The organism is Pseudomonas sp. S3_C06, assembly GCF_054667675.1.
In genome coordinates, this window is the sequence record NZ_CP162747.1 from 4,679,297 (window position 1) to 4,705,303 (window position 26,007).

Genomic DNA, 26,007 nt, shown 5'->3' on the forward strand with positions numbered 1-26,007 from the left:
CCGTCAGCCCAGATGCGCTTCGTGGCGCAGCTTGTCGCCGGCCGGATTGACGGCTTCGCGCAGGAAGCCGAAACCGCTGCGGCGGTCGAGGCGGAACAGGGTGTTGGTGACGTAGACGTCCTCGCGAATGCCGACCACCTCCACCACTTCACTGACGCAGCGGCGCCCGTCAGGCATGCGCGTCAACTGGATGATCACGTCGAGGGCGGCGCAGATCATCTGGCGCAGGGTGCGTTCGGCGATGGAGCGGCCGGTCAGGCCGACCAGTGTTTCCAGGCGCAGCAGGGCATCCTGCGCATTGTTGGCGTGCACGGTGCTCATCGAGCCGTCGTGGCCGGTGTTCATTGCCGTGAGGACGTCGACCACTTCGACGCCGCGAATCTCGCCGAGGATGATCCGGTCGGGGCGCATCCGCAGGGCGTTGCGAATCAGGTCGCTGGCCTTCACTTCACCGTGGCCTTCGGCATTCGGCGGCCGCGTTTCCAGGCGCACCACGTGCGGGTGACCGAGCTGCAATTCGGCGACGTCTTCGATGGTCACCAGACGTTCATGCGGGTTGATCAACTGGCTGAGAATATTCAGCAGCGTGGTTTTGCCGGTGCCGGTGCCGCCGCTGATCAGGATGTTGCAGCGCTTGCCGACCGCATCCTGGAAAAACTCGAAGATCGACAGGTCGATGGTTTGCATCGCCATCAGGTCGGTGCTCTTGAGCATGTCCTTGCGAAATTTACGGATCGACAGGCATGGGCCGTCGAGGGCGATCGGCGGAATGATCGCATTGACCCGACTGCCATCCGGCAGGCGCGCGTCAACCATCGGCGAAGACTCGTCGAGGCGCCGGCCGAGCGGTGCGAGGATGCGCTGCATCACGCGTTCGACGTGATGCGCATCGATAAACCGCAGGTCACTCTGGTGCAGCACACCGTCGCGTTCGATGAACACCCGGTGCGGGCCGTTGACCAGAATCTCGGTCACCGACTGATCGCGCAGCAACACTTCCAGTGGACCGAAACCGGTGAGCTCGTCGACGATCTCTTCGGCCAGACGCTCCATTTCGTAGCGGGAAATCGCCAGGTGCAAACGCGCGATGTATTCGGCGACTTTGTCGGTGACAAACTGCGCGAGTTGTTGGCGTGAACCTTCCAGCAGGTTTTTCCCGGACTCTTCGAGGGCGTCGATGATGTAGCGATGCAGGACCAGTTTCAGGCCTTCGTGATCGCTGTTGCCGACGCCACTGCGGGGCGCCGCGCCGAAGAGTTTTTCTGCGCTCATGAGGTGCCTCGCAAGCGGTCGAACCAGGTCACTTTCGGTTTGGCCAGGCCTTCGGAACGTTTGGCCAGACGTTCGCCGAGGGCGCGCAGGCTCTGGGTGAGTTTTTCCCGCGGGGCCAGCTCGAACAGGCTGACGCCCTGGTTTTTCGCGTTCAGGCGCACTTCGGGGGTGAGGGCCAGCGTGGCGATTACTTCCAGATTGAAGGTCTTGCCGAGGGTTTCCGAATTGGGCGCGACGTTGCTCAGGTAGCGGTCGATCAGCAGGCGTCCATGGTCGAGCTTCATGCCTTTTTCCCGCCACAGATTGAGCACGGCGAGGTTGCGTCGGCAGTTGAGCACGTTCTGGTCGGTGTACCACAGCAACTTGTCGCAGTGGCTGACAAAGGTGCGCAAGGCTTCGCTGTCGGTCTGTCCGGTGAGGTTCACAACGATGTGCTGGAAGTGCTGGCGCAAGGCGCTGAGCAACATGTACAGCTCGGCGGCGCTGGTGTTTTCCAGCGGTTCATCGTTGCTGGCGTAGGCGAGAATCCGCAGGCCGGCTTCGGCGCTGGTGAAGGCGCTGTCGATCAGCGTGGCGTCGAGCCTTCGCAAGTGGCGCAAGGCATCGCCGAAGTGAAAAGAACTCTCCAGCCCGAGCAGGGCGAGGCTGTCACCGCGCGGCAAACCGAGATCGAGCAGCAAGGTTTGCTGGCCGCTCTTTTGCACCACCATCGCCATGTGGTTGGCCAACAGTGCGCCGTCGGAACTGCTCTGCACGCCATACATGACCGTGAGCCCGCCCAGTTGCGTGTTCGGTGCCACGGGTGGCAGGCGTTTGCTCAAGCGCCGTACCAGTCCGGCGACTTCACTGGAACGCGAACCGTAGGCGACAAAATCCCGGGCGCCGGCGCGCATGGCGTTGAGCACCAACTGATTGTCCATGCCGTCGCCGAGGGCGACGATCGCCAGCATCGGTTTGGCCTCCAGCGCGCCTTCGATCAGCGCGCTTTGAGCGACCACGTGCTCACGATCAAGACCGACGAAGACCAGGCTGGCAAAGGTCACGTCGACCAGCGCCAGCAGTTCATCGAGGCTGCCGCCCCCGGCGCTGACCACCTGACCGAGCGGCGCGAGCGCGCCCTGCAGCCACTCCAGATCGGTGCTGTTGCGGGTGATGGCGAGAAAGGTCTGGCTCAGGCTCTGGCTCATTGCGATAACCCGCTGCGCTTGTCGAAGTTGCCGTTTTCAAGGAAGAACATGCGGTAGAAATTCGGATCGTAATTACGCAGTTTTTCGCCCGGTAGCGACGGCAGTTGCGCATCGGCGGCCAATGGCTGGACCAGATGCGGGGTGACGATCATCAGCAGTTCGCGTTCTTCGCGCTTGATCTGCGAGCCCTTGAAAAACGCACCCAGCACCGGGATATCGCCGAGGCCGGGAAACTTGTTCACTTGCGAGCTGTTGGTGGTGCTGATCAAGCCGCTGATGACGAAGCTCTCGCCATCGCCGAGTGACACGCTGGTGTCGGTGCGGCGGATGGTCAGAGCGGGCACGGTGGTGCCGGCGATCTGCACGGCATTGCTGAAGTCGAGTTCGCTGACTTCCGGGGCGACCTTCAAGGCGATGCGATCGCGGCCGATGATGGTTGGCGTCAGGGTCAGGCGGATACCGAATTCCTTGTATTCGATCGACACGCTGTCGCTGCCGGAACTGGGCACCGGAATCGGAATTTCACCGCCGGCCAGAAAGCTTGCGCTCTGCCCGTTCAACGCGACCAGACTCGGCCGCGCGAGGGTGTAGGCGAAGCCGCTGGTTTCCAGGGCATTGATGATCGCCATGGTCTTGCCGCCGACCCACGAGAAGTTGAACAGCGAATTGTCCACCGGCAGACGTGGCTGCGGCACGCCATCAATCGGTGGCAGGGTGCCGGGCGAGCCGAACAGAAAGTTGCCGCGCGTGCCGATCAGTGAGGCGGTGGCTTCCTTGAGTTTGGTGCGGCTGACTTCGACGAAGCGGATATCGGTCTGCACCTGGGACGGCAGGCTCGGATCATCCGACGGCAGGCTGGTGCTCAGCGCAGCGGTGGCGGCGCCCTGCACGAACACCATGCTCTGGCGCGGTTCGCTCGAACACGACGTCCAGACCATCAGGCTGGTGGCGCCGGGCGCAACACCGGTGAGCAGAAAGGACGAGCTGCCGTTGGCGTGTACGTCAGCGATTTTCGGGTCGCCAATCGCCAGGCGGGTGATCGCCACCGGCGATTGCACGTCCTGCTGAAAGCCTTCGCCGATTTCGATCACCGGCGGCATGCGCCCCAGCGCCGAGCAATTGCCGACTGCCGCCAACGCGGCGTCCATCGACAGTCCCATCAGCAGCAGGGCGCGCAGCATGGGTTTGAATGTCGGCCTGAAACGACTCTGCATGCCCTTGGATCCTTGCGCAGTCATGGGTTTTGTTGGGTGATCTGATTGCCGCGAATAATTTCCACGGCCGGCTTCTGGGCTGCGCCGGATCCACCACCGGCAGGCGCTTTCGGTCCGGCGCCCAAGGCCAGTTGGGTGAACTGGAAGAGTTGGCTGTTGGCACTGCTCAGATGTGCTGGCGCCTGAGCTTCGCCGGCCCAGTATTTGGCCAGGCGTTGTTCTTCGCTGCTGCGTACGGCCAGACGCAAGGTGCCGACTTGCGTTGCCAGCATCAGTCGGCTGAGCAGTTGTTCCGGCACCGCCAGCACCACGGTGCGCGCGGCGATGCGGTGTTGATCCTGTTTGAGTTTTTCATCGGCGCTCAGCGCCGGCGAAGCAGGTTGGCCGTCGTTGGTCAGTCCATATTGATCGCCAACCCCGAGCACCCGCATGGCCGGGACGACGATCTGCGCGGACTGTTCCAGATTGCTGGTGTCCTGGCGCAGATACAGCAGCACATCGACGTAATCGCCGGGGATCAGTTGCCCGGCCGCGCCGATCACTTCGTCGACGGCCACGGTGAGGGCACGTTCATCGCTGTGAATCATGCGTGCCAGTGAGCCGCCGGCGGTGAAGCTTTCATCGTTCAGCCAAGTGCCGGCGCTGAGGTGCCGCCAGGGTGTGCGGCCGATGGCCTGATCGACATTGCTCAAGCTGCCGGCCGGTGCACTGCGCAGTTTTTCCACCGCGACATCGGCCGCCGTCAGCGCGGTGAAGGGCGGTACATCGTGCAGCAATACCACCACCGGTTGGCGAGTCTGGTCTTCGGCGATCGCGACAGTTTTTTCAACGGTGACGGCTGGAGCAACGGGGGCTTCGGCGACGGGTGCCGGTTGACGACTGAGCACCAGCCCCCAGTAACCGACAAAGATCGCTCCAAGCAGAAGGATGGCTGCAAGGCCCATGGTGACGCGACTGTTCATGACGGCTCTCCCTTTCCTGCTGCACTACCCACTGCACTTGCTTACGAGAGAAGTTCCCAATCCGGCAGCTATGAACATGCAACTATTTCGCTATTTCCACGCTAGCTGATCCAAGCCAAAACGCCATTAGTGACAGGAAAATAACCCACTAAAGTATGAGTCTTGGCCAATTAACAGCAGCAATCGGCAACTTCGCGATGTGATTAATCCTTTGTGATTAATCCGTTCTTACAGTTGTTGGGTGGGGCTTTGTTGACAATGCTCAAATGGCACGGTGGTTTTTGCCGCAGCAGCGTGACATGGGCGCCACAGGCGCAAAGGAGTAGTCGTATGTGTCGGATGATCCTCGATTATTTGATGGCCAGAGTCCGTTTGCTGGTCAAAAACGAAGAAGCCGCGTCGGCGATCGAATATGCGATCGTGGTGGCGATGGTTGCCGTGGTCGTGGTGGCTTTCGTCACGCCGCTGGGTAACCGCGTGTTGGCTTACTTCAACAATATTCTGACCGGGCTGGGTGGCACAGCGGTAACCAGGCCCTGACTGGCGAGGAGAATGGCGATGCTCTTTGATTATTTGAAAGTGCGTGTCCGCGGCTTCTTTGCCAGTACTGAAGCCGCGTCGGCAATCGAGTATGCGATTGTCGTGGCGATGGTGGCGGTGGTGGTCATCGTGTTCGTCACCCCCGTTGGCGCCAGGGTACTGGTGATGTTCAACAATTTGCTGGTGGCACTGGGCGGCACTGCCGTGACGGCCCCCGCACCGCCGCCCTGAGTTGAATGAAACTGCTGCCTGGTTGATGCCGCGCTACACTCGGGTTCACTTTCAGTTTTCAGGGATTGCCCATGACTGCTTCCTCGCTGCCGCGCCAACAGTTGCTTCTGGTTGACGATGAAGAGGACGCGTTGCTGGAGCTGGCAGAGTTGCTGGAGGGTGAAGGGTTTACTTGCCATACGGCGACGTCGGTGAAGCTGGCGTTGCATCATCTGACGCGGTATCCGGATATCGCGTTGGTGATTACTGATTTGCGTATGCCGGAGGAGTCCGGGATGTCGTTGATCAAGCGCTTGCGTGAGCATACTTCTCGGCAGCATTTGCCGGTGATTGTGACGTCGGGGCATGCGGATATGGAGGATGTCAGCGACATGTTGCGGTTGCAGGTGCTGGATCTGTTTCGCAAGCCGATTTATCACGTCAGGTTGTTGGAGACTTTGGATAATCTGTTTCCCAAGCCTAAGGTTCAGGTTGGCTGAGGTTGAACTCGGCGGCCTTTGGGCCGACCGTGCTTTGGGTGTTTTTGGTGAATATCCGTTGCTGCGGGTGTTGCGGCTGGCGGTTTCGCCCTTACGGCGAGGCACTTTTTCCAGACGCCGAAAAAGTACCCAAAAAGGCTTGCTCCTACGTGCGGCCCACTCGCTAAAGCTCGGGGTTCCTTCGCTCCGGGATCGATCCGGGCGCAGCGCCTACGGTTTGCTTCGCTGCACCTCCTCTCGCTGTGTTTGGCTTCGCCAAACGGTCGCTTCGCTCCCACCCCCGGATCGATCCCTCCGCTCAGCCTTCCGACGTCGCCCGTGGATCAAGATCAAGAGCTGCAGCCGAGCTAACGCTCATCCTGTTGAGTGGTGAGGAGCAGAAGGGATGTGCGATTTGCGCTGTTCTTGCGTTTGTTTTTCTGTGGGAGTGAGCCTGCTCGGGATGGCGGACTGACAGTTGGTCGGTTTCTTTGAATATTTGACGTCATTTCTTTGACTTTTTGATGGTGTCAAAGTGATGGCTCGTGTACATTCCCCGCGCCCGAGCCAGGACACCTGGCGGGCCGGTAGGGATGCCTGAATGAATACGTGAACCCTGCTGAAACTGTTTTTCATGTTTTGGAAGGGAATCTCGTTTGAATACTTCTTGTCTGCGCCGCTCTTTGCTGGCGCTTTCTGTGGCGGCTGCCGTTGTTCAGGCTCCGGGTGTCGGCGCTGTCACGCTCAATTACGATCTGGGCACGGGGCCATTGGTCAGCGTCAAGCAGACGTACGATTTTCTGAATCTCGTGGGCACGGCGAATGTTGTGGAAAGCTCTTCGTCGGCGATGACCAGCGCGGCGCGGTTCACCGGTTTGTCGGTCAATAGCGAAATCGTCAACAAGGCCAGGATCACCATCGATGGCGCCACCCACGGTGTCGGGATCGACATAGCGCCGGCGGCGGGCGTGTCGTGGGCGCAGCTCGGCTACAACTTCAGCAACGAGGGTTCGGTCACGGTCAATGGCCTGGCTGCCAGCGGTGAATCGACGGGTATCGCGCTGAAGGGCACTCCGGTTCGTGGCACCTTCATGAACTCAGGTCCAATCACGGTGAGCGGCAATAACGCCACCGGGGTTGCGCTGGTCGACACTTCGTTTGGCCGCGGTGTGATCAACTCCGGCCCCATCGTCGTCAGCGGCACCAACGCCCGTGGCCTTTATCTGGAAAACACCGCACTGTCCGCCGCCGTCGTGAGCCGGTCGACGCTCAGGGCCACCGGCAGTGGCGCCGAAGCTTTGGTGTTGAACGGGGTGCAGCTTGTGTCTGCATCGAATGCGAGCCAATACGGTCTCTACAACTACGGCAACGTATACGGCGAGAGCATCGGCATTCATGTGTACAACCAGCCCGCAGGACAAGGTCCGCTCAACATTGTTCAGTCATACGGCACGATCGAGGGCGGTACGGCGGCCATTCAAGTGGACGATGGCCTGAGTTACTTTTACTGGAATAACGGCGATGTCAAAGGCGACTTGCTGGGTCTTTCCGGGGTGTCGATTGATGGCGAGGTCAACTTCGATGGCGCGACGATCAAGTCCGGTTACGTCACGGTACAAGAAGGCACGCTGACCCTGGCGCGGGCACATACCACGATCGTCGGCGATCTGGACATGGAAGAAGCGGACTCGGTGATTGCGATGTCGGTCGGCAATGACACCGACATCAACCGGGCGATTCTGACCGTCACCGGCACCACCGAGATCGCGCCGGGCGGCCATGTGCAATTGCAGGCACGCTCCAGCGATTTTCGCACCGCCGCTGGTGGCAACCGTTACACGTTGATCCGTTCGGGCAATCTGATCGGCGGCGAAAACCTTACGGTCGAGTCGTCTTCGGCGTTGCTGGAAGTCAAAAGCTTCGGCGTGGAAGGCAACGACGTCAAGGCGCTGGTCAGCACCAAGTCGCAAGATGTGTTGACGCAAAACACCCTCGATGCGGGAGGCACCCGAAATGCTGCTTCTGCGCTGGTCGGACTGTCGGCCTCGCTGATGTCACGTCTTGGTGAACAGGATCCGGTGTTCCAGGCGTTCGCCAATGCCAGCACCGACACGCAACTGGCGCGGCTGGCCGAGACACTCAGCCCGGACGTCAGCCGTGGTGTCCTGCACGCCGCCACCAACAGCCAGACGCTGGTCTCGGGCGTGATCAACGACCGCGCCAATCGCGCACGTACGGCCACCGGCAGCCTGGAAAAAGGCGTCTGGCTGCAAGCCCTCAACAGCGATGCCGATCAGGATGCCCGTCGCGGTGTCGCTGGTTATGACGCCGACAGCCAGGGGATTGCCGTAGGCGCCGACGGCCAGTTGAACGCCGACACATCGATCGGTCTGGCTTACAGCTACCTCGACACCGATGTGAAATCCGATATCGGCAGCAAAACCAAAGTGACCGGTCATGCGCTGACCGCTTACGGCAATTGGATGCACGACAACTGGTTCGTGGACGCTTCACTGATGTATGGCTGGAACGACAACGAATCCAAACGCTACATCGCCGGCACCCGTGCCAAAGGCGATTACGACAGCGATGTATTCGGCGTCAGCGCCTTGGCCGGTTATACCCTGCGCCTGACCCCGGGTGTGGTGCTGGAGCCGCAGGTCGGTGCGCGTTACGCCAACGTCGGCATGGATTCTTATCGCGAGAAGGGCAGTTCGGCCGCGCTGAATGTCGGCAGTCAGCGTTATGAAGTCGGTGAAATGGGTGTGGGCGCGCGCCTCGCTGCAGCGTTTGCAGTGGGCACCGGCAGTCTTGAACCGGAAGCGAAACTCATGGCCTGGCACGACTTCATCGGCGACAAGGTCGGCACGACGTCTTCGTTTGTACTGGGCGGCGATTCGTTCACCAGCCGGGGCACCACGCCGGTGCGCGACAGTTACGAACTGGGTCTGGGCGCCAATTATCGGATGGGTGCGTGGAGTGTCGGTGGCTCGTACGACTACGTAACGGCCAGCGGGTTTGATTCCGACGGCTTTACCGCGAAGGTGCGTTACGCGTTCTGATCCGCATCACGTAAAACCTGTGGGAGCGAGCCAGCTCCCACAGTTGTTTTGACTCAGGGCTGGCGTGCAATCTCGGCCCTACAACTGATAACTGAAGCTGATGCTGTACCGAGGCCTGCGATTGAACGTATCCAGTGCTTCATCCGACATCGCCTTCGCTGCCTCCAGCGCAATGTTGTAGTACTTGGCATCGCCAAACCGCAGGCCGATCGCCGCCGATGACAGATTGTTGGCCCGCACCGGCAATTCGTTGAACCAGCTGCGCGAGCGATCGAGCACGACATACGGTTGCAGGATGCGCACCCAGTTGCCGTCGCGGTTGAAACTGTAGTTGACCTCGTAAGCCACGCCCCAGCCCTTGTCGCCGGACGCTTGATCGTCGGGATAACCGCGACCGAAATTCTGCCCGCCGAACACCGCGCGCTCGCTGTCGGGCAGGCTGTCGTCGCTCCAGTACAGCGCGGCCGACAGCACGCCTTGCCAGTTGTCGAGGAACTTGTCGCTCTGCACGCCGGACAGGCGCAGGCGGAAGAAGTCGAGGTCGATGGCGTCGTTGTTGGTTTTCGCGCCCATGCTGTCCAGGCCCTGGTACACACCGCCGCTGAGGATCCGCAGTTGTCGGGCATCAGCCTTGCGCCAGTCACTCTCGAAGGCGAGGGCGCGGATGTCGGTGCGCTCTTCGACGCTCAGCGGGTAGCCGATCACGTTGTAGCGGGTCTTGTCGTTGACTGCGTAGAGCCTTGAGCCGGCCGTCAGCAGTTCGTTGGAAGCGGCAATCAGTGGCAACGTGAGGCCGATCGAGTAGCGATCGTTTTCGCGGTGCGGTTTGAGTTGCAGGCCATTGTCGAGCACGACATTGGTGCCGGGGTCCGCTCGGTAGCGTGAAGCGGACAAGGCCAGTTGCGCACCCTCGTCATTGAGAAACTGGCTGTAGTCGAGGCGGTAGTAATGTTCGTGATCGTCACCGGGCGGAAACAGGCCGCTGAGGGTCAGTTGCTCGCCCATCGAGGTCTGCGAGTTGCTGCTGACACCGAGCAAGGCCTGGGTGCCGTTGCGGTTGTCTTCGGTGGTGCTCAGGGTGCTGGTGAACGGTTTGCGGCTGGCCTGGGCGATCAGCGTGGTCGCGCCATCGGTGGTGCCCGGTGGTGGCACCTGGGCCTGAATCGTCACGCCGGGGATGCGCGTCATCAGCGTGGTGTAGCGCTCGAAGGTCTTGCGGGTCAGCGGCCGTTCGGCCTGGATTTTCGCCGCCAGTTTGTCGAGCAGGGCTTTGACCCGACCCACATCGCCCTGAATCTGGATATCCCGCACGTAGCCTTCCACCAGCACGACACGCGCTACGCCATCATTGAAGTTTTGCTGCGGCAAGAACGCGTAGGACAGCAGATAACCGTCCTGCTGATAGCGACGAGTGATGCTGCGCGTGGCTTCGATCAGGTCGGCGAGCGTGGCTTGCCGGCCGATCAGGGGCTTATAGATTTCAGCGAGTTCGTTAAGCGGGTAGAGGGTTCCGCCTTCGATCTGCACGGTTTGCAGATTGATTTTGGTGTCCATCAGCAGTGGCTGCGCGGCGGCTGCACCGGCGTCTGGCACTTGCACCGGCGTGGCGCTCGGGCGATAGGCGTCGGCCGGCAGGTTGGGCACAGGCAGATTGCGGATGGTTTCGTTGCTGTTGAGAAAGCTGGGCAGGGTGTCGGCGAGGGCGGCGGAACTGAGACTGAGGAACAGCAGGGATGCCATTACGCGCATAGGACACTCCATGGTCAGATCACAGCACTTGGCTGAATTCTCCTAAGAAAAAAGGCGGAAGACTCGTGGGAATCTTCCGCCCTCAACCAAGCGTAGGCGCTGTAGGTGAGGCCGTCGAATCGGCCAGGTGCAATTTAGCGTGTGTTGCCTCCCAAGGCGCCGGTCAGACCGCCGAGTACGCCGCCCAGACTGCCTCCGGTGGTGCCCCCGCTGGTACCGCCGTTGACCAGTCCGCCGACGGCGGCAACGGTGCCGCCGACGTTAGTGACCAGACCACCGACCGCGGTGGTGACCGGGTTGTTGGTGGCGGCAATGCTGCCGCCGATACTGCTGACCGCACCGCCCACCTGGCCAGTGAGACCTGCAACGGGAGAGCCGATACCGGTAGCCGCGCCGAGTTGCTGAGTCACGTTGGTAACGCCACTGGTGACCGGATTCAGACTAGTGCCCAAGGTGGCGCCAACAGTGGCCAGCGGTGAGGTAGTTGCGGTGAGCGGGGTGCCGGATCCGCCGAGTACAGTGTTAAGCGAAGCCACCGTGTTGCCAGCCGCAGCGAGGACGTTGCCAGGCGCTGCGAGAGTGCCGTTGCCAGCCGCCAGACCTGAGCCGACATTGACCACCGCGCCGCCAACCGTTTGCAGCAGGCCAGTGCCACCGAGGCCACCGCCTACGCCGCCAGTGCCTGAACCGGTGCCGTTGGACACCAGACCACCGGCCTTGGCGACTGCGGTGCCGGTATCGCTCAACGCGCCGCCAAGTGTATTGGTCAGGGCGTTGCCGTTACCCGCATCGGTAACATTGCTGCCCAATGTGTTCACCGCGCCACCGACTTGCGCCACCACGCCTTTGAGCGGGTCGCCGAGACCGGTCGCATCGCCGACTTTGTCAGTGGTGCTTTCAACCATCGCAATCACCGGCACCAGGCTACTGCCGAGTTTGTTCGTCAGTTGACTCGTCGGGCCGCTGGTCAGCGTGGTGTCGAGGGTATTGCCGAGCATGGTGACTTTCTCACCGACCCCATCAACCAACGGCGCGACTTTGGTGACCACACCGCCCACCACTGGCACGCTGCTGGTGGCAGTGGACAGCTTGGCACTGAGGTCGGAGACGCCGTTGCCGACATCCGTCACTACACCGCCAACCGAAGCAACGGTGGTGGTCAGGCCATTGGGATCGGTGGCCAGTTTGCCAACGCCATCGGTGATGCCATCACCCAAGGTGCTGACAACATTGCCTGCGGTGTTGGCCGCACTCTGCACCACGCCACCGACCACAGGCACGGTGCTCAGGGAATCGCCGATCTGGCCAACGCCATCGCCGACGCCAGCGACGGTTGTACCGACATCCTGCACCAACGTGGTGGTTACCAGCGGTGTAGTGGTTGGATTGGTCGGGTTGGTTGGATCAGTCGGATCGGTCGGATTAGTCGGGTTGGTCGGATCGGTACCACCGGTTCCGCCAGTACCGCCTGTGCCACCGGTTCCGCCAGTGCCTGCAGTATCACCGGTGCCACCCGTGCCACCCGTACCGTCAGTACCCGATGTGCCGCCAGTCCCTGCGGTGCCGTCCGCCGCCGAACTGCCGGAACTGCTCTTGTGACCGCCACCGCCGCTGCTGCAACCAGCGAGGCCAAGAGAGAGCATCAATGCGATAACAATTGCTGATTTGCACCACACGTTTTGAGTTTTCATGATGGAGATTCCTTGCACCTGTCACAACGTACGTTGTCTTCGATGGCTCGCCGGTCTGTCGCCGGAGATGCCTTCGCCCGTTGTGCTCAATCTCAGTCCCCGGGCAGGTTTCACACCATTCTCAAGTTGGTATTAACGCCTTTATATAGAGGGTGAAGTTCAGCGCCTAAGAACTAATACCCACGATATAGCCGCACAAAAAAAGGCCTTGATAATCAAGGCCCGGGTTTTTTCAGTGGAAGGGGGAAGGACGGCGAAAACTTAAGTTATATACATACAATTAACGGTGTACCGCGTGCTCAGGCAATGGGTTGCCACTGCCCGACCATGTGTTCCAGGTCTTGTGCACCGATCAGCCGCAACTCACCACTGGACCCCGCCGCACTCGCCAATAAGGTCACCTCACTGGGCAGGCGTACCGGTTTGCGAAAGTGCACGGCGATCTCGAGGTTGGCCTTGGGCAAATGATCGCTCAGTGCCGCGAGTGTGCGTGCCTTGTTCCACAGACCATGGGCGATCGCTGTCGGAAAGCCGAACAACCTGGCACTCGCCGCACTCAAGTGAATCGGGTTGTAGTCTCCGGAGACTTTGGCGTATTGCCGCCCGATATCGGCCGGGGCTTTCCAGCGCGCCACCTCCACCAGCGATTGCGAGGGTTCCCAGTCTTGTTCGACAGCTTCGCCCTCAAGCTTCACGCCGCGACAGAGCATCTGGCTTTCGGCTTCCCACAACGGCCCGAGCTGATCATCCAGCGTGGTCAGCAGATCGAACGTTGCACCTTTGGGATGCACTTGCAGATTTGTCACGCGCACGCTCACTTGCGCCCGACCGATGCCGCCCATCGGGCGCAACACGCGAATGCGGTTGCTCAGATGAATCAACCCCAGCAGCGGAAACGGAAACCCCTTGGCGGTGAGCAATTGCATCTGCAAGGCGAAGGCGAGGATGTGCGGATAGGTCGGTGGCAGCAGGCCGTCATCGACAAAACCGCAGACCTTGCGATAAGCCGCCAGGCGCTTGCCATCGACATCGACCCAACAGCGCAAACCACTGTCGGGCAACCGGGTGCCGGTGATTTTCCGTCGCGTCGCCGCCCGCGCGTACAGCCCGGGCAGACTCGGTTCGCGATCCAGCGTGTGCCATTCGATGCTCATTGCCTAAGCCCCCAGAACACTTTGTCCACAGACCCGCAGCGCCTGCCCGGTGAACGCGCCGGTGCCCGGTTGCGCCAGCCACGCGACCGCTTCGGCAACGTCCTGCGGCAAGCCGCCCTGGCCCAGCGAGCTCATGCGCCGCCCGGCCTCGCGCAGACCGAACGGGATGTGTGCGGTCATCTGCGTTTCGATAAAACCGGGAGCGACGGCGTTGATGCTGATGCCACGTTCCAGCAACGTCGGAGCCCAGGCTTGCGCCAGCCCGATCAAACCGGCCTTGCTCGCGGCGTAGTTGGTTTGCCCGCGATTGCCGGCGATGCCGCTGATCGAGGCCAGCAGAATCACCCGCGCGTTGTCGAGCAACGTGCCGCTGTCGAGCAGGGCTTTGGTCAACACTTGCGGGGCATTGAGGTTGACCGCCAGCACCGCGTCCCAGAACTCCGGCGTCATGTTGGCCAGGGTTTTGTCGCGGGTGATGCCGGCGTTGTGCACCAGAATGTCGAGGCCGTCGGGCAGCTGTTCGATCAGTTGCGTGGCGGCGTCTTCGGCGCAGATATCGAGGGTGATGGCGCGCCCGCCGAGGCGCGCGGCGAGGGCTTCAAGATCAGTCTTGGCCGGTGGTACATCGAGCAGGATCACGTCGGCGCCATCGCGGGCCAGCGTTTCGGCAATGGACGCGCCGATGCCACGCGCAGCCCCGGTGACCAACGCCTTGCGCCCGGCCAGCGGGCGTGTCCAGTCAGTCACTGGCGTCGCGCAAGCCGTCAGACGAATCACTTGCCCAGAGACGAAGGCACTTTTCGGCGAAAGGAAAAACCGCAGCGGACCTTCCAGTTGATCTTCCGCGCCGTCGCCGACGTAGATCAATTGCAGCGTGCCGCCGCTGCGCAGTTCTTTGGCCAGCGAACGGGAAAACCCTTCCAGCGCTCGTTGCGCACTGGCGGCAAACGGATCACTCAGGGTTTCCGGGGCACGACCGAGAATCACCAGATGCGCGCTGTGCTCAAGGTTTTTCATTAGTGGCTGGAAGAATTCGCGCAGCTGTTTGAGCTGATCGGTGTGCAGCAATTCGCTGGCGTCGAACACCACGGCTTTGAGTTTCGGCCCGTGACCGGGAATCCATTCGGTGGCGCTCGCCGGTTGTTCGCCGTAGCGGTAGATGCCGTCGGTCAAACGGTTGGCGAAGGCACTGATGCGCTCGGCCAGCGGCCCGCCGCCGATCAGCAGCGCACCTTCCACCGGCCGCAGGCGCCCGGCCTGCCAGCGTTCCAGTCGCACCGGCGACGGCAGACCCAGCGCCCCGACCAGACGATGGCCGATGGACGAGTTGGCGAAGTCGATATAGCGGTCAGACATGGAACGCTCTCCAGAAGTTGGGGTTCAAAGTGTGGACTGTCGATGGCAATCAATCGTTCGATCCACGCAATAAAGCCTACGCTAGACACTGAGGTTTAGCAGGTCTTGCAGAGGAGCGCGGTACTTGTGGGAGCGAGCCTGCTCGCGAAAGCGATCTGTCAGCCACCGAAGATGCTGAATGTGCCGGCGTTTTCGCGAGCAGGCTCGCTCCCACAGGGGAACGCATCAAATTCGATCAATTTGAAAAGGAGTTATTCATGAGTCAGCTGCGCCGCGTCGCGATCATTGGCGGTAACCGCATCCCCTTCGCCCGTTCCAACGGGCCGTACGCCACGGCCAGCAATCAGGCGATGCTCACCGCAGCCCTCGAAGGCCTGATCGAACGCTACAACCTGCACGGCCAGCGCATCGGCGAAGTGGTGGCAGGCGCGGTACTGAAATTGTCACGAGATATGAGTCTGACCCGTGAATGCGTGCTCGGCTCGCGTCTGTCTCCGGCGACGCCCGCCTACGACATTCAGCAAGCCTGCGGCACCGGCCTGGAAGCGGCGATCCTGGTGGCGAACAAAATCGCCCTCGGCCAGATCGAAAGCGGTATCGCTGGCGGTGTCGACACCACGTCGGACGCCCCGATCAGCGTCAGCGAAGGTCTGCGCAGAATCCTCCTGCAAGCCAACCGCGCCAAGACCACCGGCGACAAGCTGAAAACCTTTCTGCAACTGCGGCCCAAACATCTGATTCCGGATTTCCCAAGCATCGGTGAACCACGCACTGGTCTGTCGATGGGTCAGCACTGTGAATTGATGGCGCAGGCCTGGCAGATCCCCCGTGAAGAGCAGGATCAACTGACCCTCGAAAGCCACCACAAACTCGCCGCGTCCTACAGCGAAGGCTGGCACAACGACCTGATGACGCCGTTCCTTGGCCTGACCCGCGACAACAACCTGCGCCCGGACCTGACCCTGGAAAAACTCGCGGCGCTGAAACCGGCCTTCGAAAAAAGCGCGAAAGGTACACTGACGGCGGGCAACTCCACGCCGCTGACTGATGGTGCCTCGGTGGTGCTGCTCGGCAGCGAAGAATGGGCGAAGGAACGTGGTTTGCCGATCCTCGCGTATCTGCGCGATGGCGAAGCGGCGGCAGTGGATTTCGTCAACGGCGCCGAAGGGCTGCTGATGGCGCCGGTCTACGCCGTGCCACGGTTGCTGGCGCGCAATGGGCTGACCTTGCAGGATTTCGACTATTACGAAATACATGAGGCATTCGCCGCGCAGGTGCTGTGTACGTTGAAAGCCTGGGAAGATCCCGAATACTGCAAAACCCGACTGGGCCTCGACGCACCGCTGGGCTCGATAGATCGTAGCCGACTCAATGTGAAGGGCAGTTCGCTGGCGGCCGGGCATCCGTTTGCCGCGACTGGCGGGCGTATCGTCGCCAATTTGGCAAAGCTGCTGGATGCGGCGGGCAAGGGCCGGGGCCTGATTTCGATTTGCGCAGCGGGCGGCCAAGGCGTTACCGCCATCATCGAACGCTAGAAGAGCCCTCACCCTAACCCTCGGGAGAGGGGACAGATTGGGGGATGTTTGAGGGATACGCCGACCTGAACGTGCTTCACCGAATCCATAATCGACGGTGTTTCAGTCAGATGGTTAGCCCAATCCATAATCGACGTGTTTCAGTCAGATGTTTATTCCAATCCATGATCGACGCGGTATTTCAGGTCGATGTATAACGCCAGACACCTCGGTCAGCCCCCTCTCCCTCGGGGAGAGGGCTGGGGTGAGGGTAAAAGGCTAAAACCGCAAATGTCAGATTCTGTCGCAAATACCCTCAACGGCCGATACCAACATTCAAGGGCGGCTCAGCTATGATTCGCAGCGGTCGATTTTTCGGCACAGTGTGTGCATTCACAGGTTCACAGGTCGGCAACCCCTCCCCGTTGTGCGAGGATTGCCGTATAACGAGTGACATTCGCGTGTTTGGTAATAAAGGACCCACAATAAAAGCTGATGAAGACTCCAAAACGCATTGAACCCCTGATCGAGGACGGTCTGGTCGACGAAGTGCTGCGCCCACTGATGAGTGGTAAAGAAGCAGCTGTTTATGTGGTGCGCTGCGGCAATCAGTTACGTTGCGCAAAGGTCTACAAGGAGGCGAACAAACGCAGTTTCCGCCAGGCGGCCGAGTATCAGGAAGGCCGCAAGGTTCGCAACAGCCGACAGGCTCGGGCGATGGCGAAAGGCTCCAAGTTCGGTCGCAAAGAGACCGAAGATGCCTGGCAGAACGCCGAAGTGGCGGCACTGTTCCGTCTGGCCGGCGCCGGGGTGCGGGTACCAAAACCGTATGACTTCCTCGACGGCGTGCTGTTGATGGAGCTGGTGGCCGACGAATTCGGCGATGCCGCGCCGCGTCTGAACGACGTGGTGCTGGAGCCGGATCAGGCGCGCGAGTATCACGCGTTCCTGATTTCGCAGATCGTGCTGATGTTGTGTACCGGTCTGGTGCACGGTGACCTCTCGGAGTTCAACGTGCTGCTGACGCCGACCGGCCCGGTCATCATTGACCTGCCGCAAGCCGTCGACGCAGCCGGTAACAACCACGCGTTCAGCATGCTGGAGCGGGATGTCGGCAACATGGCTTCCTACTTCGGTCGCTTTGCCCCGGAGTTGAAACTGACCAAGTACGCCAAGGAAATGTGGGCGCTGTACGAAGCCGGCACCTTGCACCCGAACAGTGTGCTGACCGGTGAGTTCGATGATCCGGAAGACCTGGCCGATGTTGGCGGGGTGTTGCGCGAGATCGAAGCGGCGCGCCTCGACGAGGAACGCAAGCAGGCCATCCGCGCGGCGGACGATGAGCCGAAAGGCAAGTCTGACGAACCGCCTCCACCACCGTGGATGCAGTGATTGCTTGATGAGAAACCCGGCTTCGGCCGGGTTTTTTTGTTTGAGGCAGAAGCACCCTCACCCCAGCCCTCCCGAAACGTCGGACCGCCCAGAGGGAGAGGGGGCCGACCGAGGTGTATTGCGTCATACATCGACCTGAAACACCGGGTCGATTATGGAGTGGGCTACCGCGTTGATTATGGATTCGATACAGCACGTTCAGGTCGGCGAACCTCTGACGCATCCCCCAATCAGTCCCCTCTCCCCCTGGGAGAGGGTTAGGGTGAGGGCCCTTTCGGATCAACGCAATTTCGCGTCTACTGTCCACCGCTCCAACCACACTCAAGGACTGAATGTGACCACCCCGCGCAACACCCACCTGATCGTCACCGCCCGTCTGATCTCCGATTTCGGCGCCTTCCTCAACATGGTCGCGCTGGCCACCTACGTCTACCTGCTGAGCAACAGCGCGATGAGCGTCGGGATCTTTCTCGCCAGTCGCGTCGGCGGGGGGATTTTTGCCAGTCTGATCGGCACCGCGTTTTACCGTCGCTGCAGTGGGCGCGCACCGCTGATCGCCTTCGACCTGCTGCGCGCCAGTGTGCTCGGTCTGTTATTGATTGTGCCCGTCAGCCAGCAAGCCATGCTGTTGCCGGTGATAGCGTTTGGTCTGGGCCTGGGCAACTCGATGTTTGCAATCGGTCTCAACAGTCAGTTGCCGCGTCTGATCCCCGCCGAGCAATTGCTCAAGGCCAACGCCTGGATCACTTCGGCGTCTTCAGCGGCCATGGTCGGCGGCAGTCTGGTTTCAGGTTTGCTGGTCGCGGGTTTTGGTTTTGAAACAGTGTTCGCCCTGAATGCACTGACCTATTTGCTGGCAGCGTTGTTGATCGTGCCGCTGCGTTTCGAACCCGCAACAGTCAACGAAGCACCCGAACGCGGCGAATGGACCGCACTCAAGCAAGGTCTGCGTTCGGCACCGGTGATTGCCGCGATGCTGGCGGTGACCATGGCCGATACCTTGGGCAGCGCCGCGCACAACGTCGGCTTTCCGATCATCTCCAAACTGCTCACGCCAGAGTCGGCGAGCACCACACTGGGCCTGATGCTGGCGGTGTGGGCCAGCGGCAAACTGCTGGGCGCGCGAATCGCCAGCCGTCTCAAAGGCTCGGACAACATCCACCTCGAACGACGGTTTTTCTTCGGTGTGGCGCTGATGTCCTGCGGCTTTATCCTGATGTTCCAGCAACACAGCCTCTACGGTCTGCTGCTGTTTTCCTTGCCGGCGGGGTTGGGAGACGGTTTTTCAGAAGTCGGGCTGATGTCGCGCCTGCAACGCGAACCCGAGCAGTTGCGCCTGCCGATTTTCAGCGTGCTGACCTTGCTGCAAATGAGCGGATTCGGCATCGGCATGCTCATCGCCGCGCCGTTCTACGGGTGGTGGACGCCGGGTGCCGTGGTCATGCTGTTCCACGGCATTCCCCTCGGCACATTGCTCACGGTGAAAGTGCTCGCCCTCAAGCGCGGGCGGGTTGCGCGCAGCAGCCCGACGCCAGCTCCTTGAGGATCGGGCAATCCGGGCGATGGTCGCCGTTGCAGTGCTCGACCAGATCCTGCAGGGTGTCGCGCAGTTCGCCGAGTTCGCGGATCTTCTGATTCAACTCGTCGATGTGCTGGCGCGCCAATGCTTTCACATCGGCGCTGGCACGCTGGCGATCCTGCCAGAGGGTCAGCAGTTTGCCGACCTCTTCCAGCGAAAAGCCCAAGTCCCGCGAGCGCTTGATGAAGGCCAGCGTGTGCAGGTCGTCGTCGCCGTAGACCCGGTAACCGCTGTCGGTGCGATGGGCCGCCTTGAGCAGGCCAATCGACTCGTAATAACGGATCATTTTCGCGCTCAGGCCACTGTGTCTGGCCGCTTGGCCGATGTTCATCGGTGTTCCTCCAGATCCTTGGGTTTCCAGGTTTTCAACAGTAGCGCATTGCTCACCACGCTGACGCTCGACAGCGCCATGGCCGCACCGGCCAGTACCGGGTTGAGGAAGCCGAACGCTGCCAGCGGAATGCCGATCAGGTTGTAGACGAAGGCCCAGAACAGGTTCTGACGGATCTTCGCGTAGGTCTTGCGGCTGATTTCCAGCGCCGCCGGCACCAGCCGTGGATCACCACGCATCAGAGTGATACCCGCCGCGTGCATGGCCACGTCAGTGCCGCCGCCCATGGCGATGCCGATGTCGGCAGCGGCGAGCGCCGGGGCGTCGTTGATGCCGTCACCGACCATGGCGACTACGCCGGTTTTTTTCAGCTCGGTGACGGTGGCGGCTTTGTCCGCTGGCAGCACTTCGGCGTGGACATTGCTGATGCCCAAGGCCTCGGCGACCACGCGAGCGCTGCCGCGATTGTCGCCGGTCAGCAGATGGCTATGGATATCGCGTGCAGCGAGTTGTTGCACGGCTTCCAGCGCTCCGGGTTTCAAGGTGTCACCGAAGGCGAACAAGCCGAGCACTTTCGGCTCCGGACTTTGCTCGATCAGCCATGACAGGGTGCGGCCTTCGGTTTCCCAGGCTTGGGCGGATTCGCCCAGATTACCGGCGCTCAAAGCGCTTTCCTCCAGCAACCGGCGATTGCCCAGCGCCAGGCGCCGGCCGTCGAGATTGCCGGCGATGCCGCGACCGGTGAGCGACTGGCTGTCGCTGACATCCGGTACGTGCAGTCCTCGTTCCGCTGCGGCATCGAGCACCGCTTTGGCCAACGGGTGTTCGCTGCCGCGTTGCAGCGCGCCGGCCAGTTTCAGCAGAGTGTTTTCGTCACCGTCGACTGCGGTGAAATGGGCGATACGCGGCGTGCCGGAGGTCAGCGTGCCGGTCTTGTCGAACACCACGCTGCTGACTTCATGGGCGCGTTCCAGCGCTTCAGCATCCTTGATCAGAATGCCGTGGTGCGCGGCCACGCCGGTGCCGGCCATGATCGCGGTCGGCGTGGCGAGGCCCAGTGCACACGGGCAGGCGATGACCAGAACCGCGACCGCATTGATCAACGCGGTTTCGAGCGGTGCGCCGTAGAGCCACCAGCCGATCAGTGTCGCCAAGGCAATCAGCAACACGGTTGGCACAAAGATCTGGCTGACTTTATCCACCAGTTTCTGGATCGGTGCCTTGGCCGCCTGGGCGTCTTCGACCAGACGAATGATCCGCGCCAGTACGGTTTCGGCGCCGAGCGCCTGAGTGCGCACCAGCAAACGCCCTTCGCCATTGATCGCGCCGCCGGTGACTTTGTCACCCGGTTGTTTCGGCACCGGCAAGCTTTCGCCGCTGATCAATGCTTCGTCGGCGTGGCTCTGGCCTTCGATGACTTCACCATCGACCGGGAAACGTTCGCCGGGTTTGACCAGCACCAGATCGTTCAGGCGCAACGCGCTGATGGCGACATCCTGCTCGCGACCGTCGATCACTTGAATGGCCCGTTCCGGGCGTAACGCCTCGAGGGCGCGGATGGCACTGGCGGTCTGACGTTTGGCGCGGCTCTCCAGGTATTTGCCGAGCAGCACCAACGCGATGACCACCGCCGACGCTTCGAAATACAGATGCGGCATGCGCCCGGCAGCGGTGGCCCATTCATAGAGGCTCAAGCCGTAACCGGCACTGGTGCCGAGGGCGACCAGCAAGTCCATGTTGCCTGCTCCCGCCCGCACGGCTTTCCACGCGGCGACATAGAAACGTGCACCGAAAACAAACTGCACCGGCGTGGCGAGGGCGAATTGCGCCCAGGCCGGGAGCATCCAGTGGATGCCAAACGGTTGCAGCAACATCGGCGCCACCAGCGGCAGAGCCAGGGCGATCGCGCAGATCAGTGCCCAGCGTTCATGTTTCAGGCGCTGTTGTTGGTTATCGGTTTGTGGGTGTTCGGCTTGCCAGACGCTGGCCGAGTAGCCGGCCTTGGTGACGGCTTCGAGCAGGGTTTGCGGATCGACCTGACCGAGCAATTGGAGGTGGGCGCGTTCGTTGGCCAGGTTGACGCTGACGCTTTTCACTCCCGGCACTTTGTTCAGGGCGCGCTCGACGCGACCGACGCAGGAGGCGCAGGTCATGCCTTCGATCTTCAATTCGATAGTCTGCTGCGGGACGCTGTAGCCGGCGCGCTCAACTGCGTCCATCAAGGCCGGCAGACTGCCGCCGGGTGCCTGCACACGGGCCTGCTCGGTGGCGAGATTGACGCTCACGGCACTGGCGCCGCTGACTTTGCTCAACGCCCGCTCGACACGGCCGGCGCAACTGGCGCAGGTCATGCCGGCAATCGGCAGATCGAACGTGATGGAATCGGACATCGGTCGTACTCCCTGTAGTAGATGCCTACAAGGATCAACCTTGCCATGCGGGCAAGGTCAAGCGCCATTCTTTGACTCGCCGCAAAACAAACTGTGGGAGCGAGCCTGCTCGCGAAAGCGGCGGGTCAGTCAACATCATCGCTGAATGACCCGCCGTATTCGCGAGCAGGCTCGCTCCCACAATTGGGATTTGCTTAGTATTCGAGATCGGCGCGCTTCAGATAGACGCCTTCCGAATTCATCGCCAAGCGATACTTCAGCACATCACCGGCATGCAATTTGATCTCCTGCGAACCCGGCGCGAGCATCCCCGGGTTGCAACCGGCGACTTGTCCCGGCAGCAACTTCAAGCGTAGCGAAACAGTGCCCGGCGGCAGGTTGAAGGAAATGCTTTGCTCCTGCAGCAACCGCGCCGAGAGCTGATCCTGGATGTACACGCCGATCTCGCAGGAGGTCGACACTTCCAGACGCTCACGGGAAATGATCAGCACCGCATAGTCCTCGCCAGCGGCTTGCACTTGAGGAACGGCGGCAAAGAGGCTGAGAAAGCCAAACAGGCTGAAAGCTGACCAGCGCATGGCTGAATCTCCTGAATCGAGTCATTGATGTACGCAGCTTGGCCGAGCGCGGCGCCGATTGCCAGCCCGGCAGTTTATTGAAGAACTTGACCTTGCCATCGTGGCAAGCTCGAAACTGCCGGCAACCTCACTCAAAGGAGTCATTCCATGCAAGTGTTCAACGTTCAAGGCATGTCCTGCGGCCATTGCGTCAAAGCCATCACCAACGCTCTGCAGGTCAAGGATCCGGCGGCCAGCGTGCGGGTCGATCTGGCGGCGAAAGAGGTGGGCGTCGAGAGCGCGTTGACCAGCGATCAGGTCATCGAGGCAATCAGCGAAGAAGGCTACGCGGTGAAACTCGTCTGAAGTTTTATAGTTAGCGAGCTATCGGAATGTTCAAGGCGTCCGGGCGCGGCTAGACTGTCGGGCTGCCGACTTGCCAACCTGGATGCCTGATGAACTTCCGTACCATTCTGATCCTCGGTGCCTTGACCGCCTTCGGGCCCTTGGCGATCGACTTCTATTTACCTGCATTTCCCTCGATGGCGCTGGCGTTCGGCACCGACGAGAAACATGTACAGATGACGCTGGCGGCGTATTTCGCCGGATTGTCGATTGGCCAACTGCTTTACGGCCCCGTGGCGGATCGCTTTGGCCGCCGTATTCCGCTGCTCGTAGGGCTCACGCTGTTCACCCTGGCATCGCTGGCCTGCGCCTATGCGCCGAACCTCGAATGGCTGATCGGTGCGCGTTTTGTCCAGGCGTTGGGCGGTTGCGCGGGGATGGTGATTTCCCGGGCGGTGGTCAGCGACAAATGCGACGCGGTCGGCTCGGCGAAGGTCTTCTCGCAATTGATGCTGGTGATGGGCCTGGCGCCGATTCTGGCGCCGATGCTCGGCGGTCTGTTGGTCAACACCACAGGCTGGCAGTCGATCTTCCTGGTGTTGACCGGGTTCAGCGCGCTGGCCGGTTTGGCCGTGGCGCTGGGGCTGCCGGAAAGTATGCCAGCGCACATGCCGCGCCAGCCGTTGTCCGGCGCCCTGCGCCAGTACGGGCGCTTGCTCAAGGATCGGGTTTACCTCGGTCATGCCCTGACCGGTGGCATCGCCATCGCCGGGATGTTCGCCTACATCGCGGGCTCACCGTTTATTTTCATCAAGCTGTATGGCGTGCCGGCCGAGCATTTCGGCTGGCTGTTCGGCACCAATGCGGCGGGGTTCATTCTGGTGGCGCAGGTCAACGCGCGGATGTTGGCCAAGCGCGGCCCGGCGTTCCTGCTGTCGCGGGCGGTGTGGGTTTACTTCGGCGCCGGGCTGGCGTTGCTCGCGGTCAGCGCAATGCACACCGAATCCTTGTGGCCGCTGCTGATTCCACTGTTTATCTGCGTGTCGAGCCTGGGTTGCATCAGCCCGAACGCCGCTGCTTGCGCGATGAACGGGCAGGGCGCACGCGCCGGCAGTGCGTCGGCACTGCTCGGCTGCATGCAATTCAGCGTCGCCGCCGGGGCTTCGGCGCTGGTAGGGGTGTTGCACGACGGCACCGCCGTGCCGATGGCAATAGTCATCAGCGTGTGCGGTTTGCTGGTGGTGTGCGTGGCGCTAATCACCCGCCGTCTGCAGAACGCCCGGGCACTGGCGCAAGCTCAGGCCGAGGCATAAATAACCTCAGCCGGCGGCGCGCTGCTGGCTGCGATCGGGAATCTGATGGGGCGCGCAAAGTCGCGCTTCGAGGGTGCGGGTGAAGGCCAATGCTTCGGCTTCACTGCGGAATGTCACGGCGTGTTGGTCCAGACGAACCTGCCATTGAGACTTTGCCACTTCTTTTATCAGGATCTTCATTGCTGACCTCCCTTGCGTAAAAGATGTATCGCAGAGGCTTCGATTGTAGACCTGAATACGATCGCAATTGTGACAACGGTCAAGCATCGGACTGACGGCAAAAAACAGCGCAGCCCCGCCGACCGCTCTAGGTTCGGCGAAGGCTGCGCTGTGCGGTTTTTTAGAAACCTTCTAAAACAATTTTTCCCTTGGCTTTGCCACTTTCCAGCAACTCATGGGCGCGGCGCAGGTTCGCCGCATTGATCGTGCCGAAATGCTCGCCCACCGTGGTCTTCAACGTCCCCGCATCAATCAGCCCGGCCACGCGGTTGAGCAGTTTGTGCTGTTCGATCATGTCCGGCGTCTCGAACAGCGAACGGGTGTACATGAACTCCCAGTGCAGCGACAGGCTCTTGCGCTTGAGTTTGCTGATGTCCAGCGACTTCGGATCGTCGATCAGTGCCAGTTTGCCTTGCGGCGCCAGCGCTTCGACCAGTTGATCCAGGTGCTGATCGGTCTGGGTCAGGCTGGCAACGTGGGTCACGCTGTCGATCCCGGCGCGTTTGAGCTCTTCGCTCAGCGGTTGGCTGTGATCGATGACCAGGTCGGCGCCCAGGTCTTTTACCCAGTCGCGAGTCTGTTCGCGAGAAGCGGTGCCGATCACTTTCAGCCCGGTCAACTGTTTCGCCAGTTGAGTGAGGATCGAGCCCACACCACCCGCCGCGCCAACGACCAGCAGGCTCTGGCCTTCATCGGTTTTGCCCTCGCGAATTTGCAGACGTTCGAACAACAGTTCCCACGCGGTGATCGCGGTCAGCGGCAGGGCGGCGGCTTCGGCGAAACCGAGCGACTTGGGCATGCGGCCGACGATGCGCTCATCGACCACGTGCAGCTCACTGTTGCCGCCGGCACGGGCGATGGAGCCGGCGTAGAAGACTTTGTCGCCGGCCTTGAACAATGTCACTTCGCTGCCGACTGCCTTGACCACACCGGCAACGTCCCAGCCCAATACTTTCGCTGCACCGTTTTCCGGCACCACGTTCTGCCGCACCTTGGTGTCGACCGGATTCACCGAAATGGCTTTGACTTCCACCAGCAGGTCGCGCGGGCCGGCGACCGGTTCTGGCAGCTCGATGTCTTGCAGGGATTGGGCGTCGCTGATCGGCAGGGAAGCGTAATAGGCGATGGCTTTCATGAGTGGCTCCGTACAGGTAATAGAAGAAGGAATCAGACAATCGCGCCGAGGCGCTTGAGCTGGAAATGTTCGATGGTGTCGCCGGCGCTGGCCTGGAAGTGTCGAAAGTGCGCGCTGTTGTTGTGCGCCTCAAGAATCGCTTCGCTGGCCCAGTGTTCGATCACATAAAAAACCTGCGGGTCGGCGAGGTCGCGGTGCAAGTCATATTGGCTGCAACCGTCTTCGGCGCGGCTCGGCTCAACCAGTGCGCGCAGGCCCTGTTCGAGACGATCCTGCTGGCCGGGTCTGGCGATCAGGGTGGCGATGGCGGTGAATGGCTGGGACATGCTCGGCTCCAGAGAAGCGGGATGAATTCG

23 protein-coding genes are annotated in these 26,007 nt (G+C 61.3%); 9 read left to right on the forward strand and 14 right to left on the reverse strand.

Features of this window, described 5'->3' with window-relative positions; genetic code table 11:
- Positions 1-3 precede the first annotated feature (3 nt).
- From AB4N44_RS20700 to cpaB, 4 genes are read right to left on the reverse strand one after another with little or no spacing between them, the layout of a single operon-like run.
- Positions 4-1,272: a CpaF family protein gene (locus AB4N44_RS20700; RefSeq protein WP_127925700.1), complete on the reverse strand. Its 1,269-nt coding sequence runs from the start codon at positions 1,270-1,272 to the stop codon at positions 4-6.
- Complete coding sequence (locus AB4N44_RS20705) at positions 1,269-2,459, reverse strand: AAA family ATPase (RefSeq protein ID WP_127925701.1); 1,191 nt, start codon at positions 2,457-2,459, stop codon at positions 1,269-1,271. Before AB4N44_RS20705 ends, AB4N44_RS20700 begins: the two co-directional genes overlap by 4 nt.
- The gene (locus AB4N44_RS20710; RefSeq protein ID WP_127925702.1) at positions 2,456-3,673 is read right to left on the reverse strand and encodes a type II and III secretion system protein family protein; all 1,218 of its coding nucleotides are present in this window, start codon (positions 3,671-3,673) and stop codon (positions 2,456-2,458) included. Before AB4N44_RS20710 ends, AB4N44_RS20705 begins: the two co-directional genes overlap by 4 nt.
- A 20-nt stretch (positions 3,674-3,693) precedes the next feature.
- On the reverse strand, positions 3,694-4,635 hold the full coding sequence (cpaB, locus tag AB4N44_RS20715; RefSeq protein WP_460107744.1) for a Flp pilus assembly protein CpaB: 942 nt from the start codon (positions 4,633-4,635) through the stop codon (positions 3,694-3,696).
- A 330-nt stretch (positions 4,636-4,965) separates the two neighbouring features.
- Here cpaB and AB4N44_RS20720 point away from each other — a divergent pair, with 330 nt between their 5' ends.
- The 4 genes from AB4N44_RS20720 to AB4N44_RS20735 all read left to right on the forward strand — a co-directional run bounded on the left by AB4N44_RS20720 (position 4,966) and on the right by AB4N44_RS20735 (position 8,926).
- Positions 4,966-5,175, forward strand: a complete 210-nt coding sequence (locus tag AB4N44_RS20720; protein WP_007914649.1) for a Flp family type IVb pilin — start codon at positions 4,966-4,968, stop codon at positions 5,173-5,175.
- A gap of 18 nt (positions 5,176-5,193) precedes the next feature.
- A complete protein-coding gene (locus AB4N44_RS20725; protein ID WP_150750022.1) occupies positions 5,194-5,406 on the forward strand; it encodes a Flp family type IVb pilin in 213 nt (70 codons plus the stop codon).
- Positions 5,407-5,477: 71 nt separating this feature from the next.
- A complete protein-coding gene (locus AB4N44_RS20730) occupies positions 5,478-5,885 on the forward strand; it encodes a response regulator (RefSeq protein WP_127925706.1) in 408 nt (135 codons plus the stop codon).
- Between the two features lie 635 nt (positions 5,886-6,520).
- On the forward strand, positions 6,521-8,926 hold the full coding sequence (locus AB4N44_RS20735) for an autotransporter family protein (protein ID WP_460107740.1): 2,406 nt from the start codon (positions 6,521-6,523) through the stop codon (positions 8,924-8,926).
- A 78-nt stretch (positions 8,927-9,004) separates the two neighbouring features.
- On the opposite strand, the gene AB4N44_RS20740 is transcribed toward AB4N44_RS20735, so the two are convergent.
- From AB4N44_RS20740 to AB4N44_RS20755, 4 genes are all read right to left on the reverse strand, one after another.
- Positions 9,005-10,675, reverse strand: a complete 1,671-nt coding sequence (locus AB4N44_RS20740; protein ID WP_127925708.1) for a ShlB/FhaC/HecB family hemolysin secretion/activation protein — start codon at positions 10,673-10,675, stop codon at positions 9,005-9,007.
- 134 nt (positions 10,676-10,809) lie between these two features.
- Positions 10,810-12,366: a collagen-like triple helix repeat-containing protein gene (locus AB4N44_RS20745; protein ID WP_460107738.1), complete on the reverse strand. Its 1,557-nt coding sequence runs from the start codon at positions 12,364-12,366 to the stop codon at positions 10,810-10,812.
- Positions 12,367-12,665: 299 nt separating this feature from the next.
- Positions 12,666-13,520: a MaoC family dehydratase gene (locus AB4N44_RS20750; RefSeq protein WP_460107736.1), complete on the reverse strand. Its 855-nt coding sequence runs from the start codon at positions 13,518-13,520 to the stop codon at positions 12,666-12,668.
- Between the two features lie 3 nt (positions 13,521-13,523).
- On the reverse strand, positions 13,524-14,876 hold the full coding sequence (locus tag AB4N44_RS20755; RefSeq protein ID WP_127925711.1) for a 3-oxoacyl-ACP reductase: 1,353 nt from the start codon (positions 14,874-14,876) through the stop codon (positions 13,524-13,526).
- Positions 14,877-15,133: 257 nt separating this feature from the next.
- Here AB4N44_RS20755 and AB4N44_RS20760 point away from each other — a divergent pair, with 257 nt between their 5' ends.
- From AB4N44_RS20760 to AB4N44_RS20770, 3 genes are all read left to right on the forward strand, one after another.
- Positions 15,134-16,411 carry an acetyl-CoA C-acetyltransferase gene (locus AB4N44_RS20760; RefSeq protein WP_455807466.1) on the forward strand — a complete coding sequence of 426 codons (1,278 nt, stop codon included), beginning with the start codon at positions 15,134-15,136 and terminating at the stop codon, positions 16,409-16,411.
- 474 nt (positions 16,412-16,885) lie between these two features.
- The gene (locus AB4N44_RS20765) at positions 16,886-17,782 is read left to right on the forward strand and encodes a PA4780 family RIO1-like protein kinase (protein WP_007914672.1); all 897 of its coding nucleotides are present in this window, start codon (positions 16,886-16,888) and stop codon (positions 17,780-17,782) included.
- A gap of 334 nt (positions 17,783-18,116) precedes the next feature.
- The gene (locus tag AB4N44_RS20770) at positions 18,117-19,325 is read left to right on the forward strand and encodes an MFS transporter (protein ID WP_460107733.1); all 1,209 of its coding nucleotides are present in this window, start codon (positions 18,117-18,119) and stop codon (positions 19,323-19,325) included.
- On the opposite strand, the gene cueR is transcribed toward AB4N44_RS20770, so the two are convergent.
- The 3 genes from cueR to AB4N44_RS20785 all read right to left on the reverse strand — a co-directional run bounded on the left by cueR (position 19,279) and on the right by AB4N44_RS20785 (position 22,660).
- Entirely contained in the window at positions 19,279-19,692 is a 414-nt protein-coding gene (gene cueR, locus AB4N44_RS20775; protein ID WP_025111722.1) for a Cu(I)-responsive transcriptional regulator, read from the reverse strand. The two genes, AB4N44_RS20770 and cueR, sit on opposite strands and share 47 nt — an antisense overlap.
- Entirely contained in the window at positions 19,689-22,082 is a 2,394-nt protein-coding gene (cueA, locus tag AB4N44_RS20780; RefSeq protein WP_460158126.1) for a copper resistance metal-translocating P1-type ATPase CueA, read from the reverse strand. The genes cueR and cueA overlap by 4 nt, the downstream gene beginning before the upstream one ends.
- Positions 22,083-22,276: 194 nt before the next feature.
- Positions 22,277-22,660: a hypothetical protein gene (locus tag AB4N44_RS20785; RefSeq protein ID WP_093430287.1), complete on the reverse strand. Its 384-nt coding sequence runs from the start codon at positions 22,658-22,660 to the stop codon at positions 22,277-22,279.
- Between the two features lie 147 nt (positions 22,661-22,807).
- On the opposite strand from AB4N44_RS20785, the gene AB4N44_RS20790 reads away from it, so the two are divergent.
- Together AB4N44_RS20790 and AB4N44_RS20795 are read left to right on the forward strand one after the other, a co-directional pair.
- The gene (locus AB4N44_RS20790) at positions 22,808-23,005 is read left to right on the forward strand and encodes a cation transporter (RefSeq protein WP_127925715.1); all 198 of its coding nucleotides are present in this window, start codon (positions 22,808-22,810) and stop codon (positions 23,003-23,005) included.
- 89 nt (positions 23,006-23,094) lie between these two features.
- On the forward strand, positions 23,095-24,297 hold the full coding sequence (locus tag AB4N44_RS20795; RefSeq protein WP_127925716.1) for a multidrug effflux MFS transporter: 1,203 nt from the start codon (positions 23,095-23,097) through the stop codon (positions 24,295-24,297).
- Between the two features lie 6 nt (positions 24,298-24,303).
- Here the strand turns inward: AB4N44_RS20795 and AB4N44_RS20800 are convergent, their stop codons facing one another.
- From AB4N44_RS20800 to AB4N44_RS20810, 3 genes are all read right to left on the reverse strand, one after another.
- The gene (locus AB4N44_RS20800; protein ID WP_007914687.1) at positions 24,304-24,477 is read right to left on the reverse strand and encodes a hypothetical protein; all 174 of its coding nucleotides are present in this window, start codon (positions 24,475-24,477) and stop codon (positions 24,304-24,306) included.
- Positions 24,478-24,637: 160 nt separating this feature from the next.
- Positions 24,638-25,651, reverse strand: coding sequence for a zinc-binding alcohol dehydrogenase family protein (locus AB4N44_RS20805; protein ID WP_460107728.1), 1,014 nt, complete (start codon positions 25,649-25,651; stop codon positions 24,638-24,640).
- A 32-nt stretch (positions 25,652-25,683) separates the two neighbouring features.
- Positions 25,684-25,977: a putative quinol monooxygenase gene (locus tag AB4N44_RS20810; RefSeq protein ID WP_127925718.1), complete on the reverse strand. Its 294-nt coding sequence runs from the start codon at positions 25,975-25,977 to the stop codon at positions 25,684-25,686.
- Positions 25,978-26,007: the final 30 nt, after the last annotated feature.

Bases quoted from the DNA above. Each gene is read 5' to 3' on its own strand.
- cueR (WP_025111722.1), bottom strand. From the start codon at position 19,692: ATGAACATCGGCCAAGCGGCCAGACACAGTGGCCTGAGCGCGAAAATG.
- AB4N44_RS20710 (WP_127925702.1), bottom strand. From the start codon at position 3,673: ATGCAGAGTCGTTTCAGGCCGACATTCAAACCCATGCTGCGCGCCCTG.
- AB4N44_RS20745 (WP_460107738.1), bottom strand. From the start codon at position 12,366: ATGAAAACTCAAAACGTGTGGTGCAAATCAGCAATTGTTATCGCATTG.
- AB4N44_RS20740 (WP_127925708.1), bottom strand. From the start codon at position 10,675: ATGCGCGTAATGGCATCCCTGCTGTTCCTCAGTCTCAGTTCCGCCGCC.
- AB4N44_RS20730 (WP_127925706.1), top strand. From the start codon at position 5,478: ATGACTGCTTCCTCGCTGCCGCGCCAACAGTTGCTTCTGGTTGACGAT.
- cueA (WP_460158126.1), bottom strand. From the start codon at position 22,082: ATGTCCGATTCCATCACGTTCGATCTGCCGATTGCCGGCATGACCTGC.
- cpaB (WP_460107744.1), bottom strand. From the start codon at position 4,635: ATGAACAGTCGCGTCACCATGGGCCTTGCAGCCATCCTTCTGCTTGGA.
- AB4N44_RS20725 (WP_150750022.1), top strand. From the start codon at position 5,194: ATGCTCTTTGATTATTTGAAAGTGCGTGTCCGCGGCTTCTTTGCCAGT.
- AB4N44_RS20805 (WP_460107728.1), bottom strand. From the start codon at position 25,651: ATGAAAGCCATCGCCTATTACGCTTCCCTGCCGATCAGCGACGCCCAA.
- AB4N44_RS20785 (WP_093430287.1), bottom strand. From the start codon at position 22,660: ATGCGCTGGTCAGCTTTCAGCCTGTTTGGCTTTCTCAGCCTCTTTGCC.
- AB4N44_RS20795 (WP_127925716.1), top strand. From the start codon at position 23,095: ATGAACTTCCGTACCATTCTGATCCTCGGTGCCTTGACCGCCTTCGGG.
- AB4N44_RS20705 (WP_127925701.1), bottom strand. From the start codon at position 2,459: ATGAGCCAGAGCCTGAGCCAGACCTTTCTCGCCATCACCCGCAACAGC.
- AB4N44_RS20750 (WP_460107736.1), bottom strand. From the start codon at position 13,520: ATGAGCATCGAATGGCACACGCTGGATCGCGAACCGAGTCTGCCCGGG.
- AB4N44_RS20800 (WP_007914687.1), bottom strand. From the start codon at position 24,477: ATGAAGATCCTGATAAAAGAAGTGGCAAAGTCTCAATGGCAGGTTCGT.
- AB4N44_RS20720 (WP_007914649.1), top strand. From the start codon at position 4,966: ATGTGTCGGATGATCCTCGATTATTTGATGGCCAGAGTCCGTTTGCTG.
- AB4N44_RS20810 (WP_127925718.1), bottom strand. From the start codon at position 25,977: ATGTCCCAGCCATTCACCGCCATCGCCACCCTGATCGCCAGACCCGGC.
- AB4N44_RS20755 (WP_127925711.1), bottom strand. From the start codon at position 14,876: ATGTCTGACCGCTATATCGACTTCGCCAACTCGTCCATCGGCCATCGT.
- AB4N44_RS20790 (WP_127925715.1), top strand. From the start codon at position 22,808: ATGCAAGTGTTCAACGTTCAAGGCATGTCCTGCGGCCATTGCGTCAAA.
- AB4N44_RS20765 (WP_007914672.1), top strand. From the start codon at position 16,886: ATGAAGACTCCAAAACGCATTGAACCCCTGATCGAGGACGGTCTGGTC.
- AB4N44_RS20760 (WP_455807466.1), top strand. From the start codon at position 15,134: ATGAGTCAGCTGCGCCGCGTCGCGATCATTGGCGGTAACCGCATCCCC.
- AB4N44_RS20700 (WP_127925700.1), bottom strand. From the start codon at position 1,272: ATGAGCGCAGAAAAACTCTTCGGCGCGGCGCCCCGCAGTGGCGTCGGC.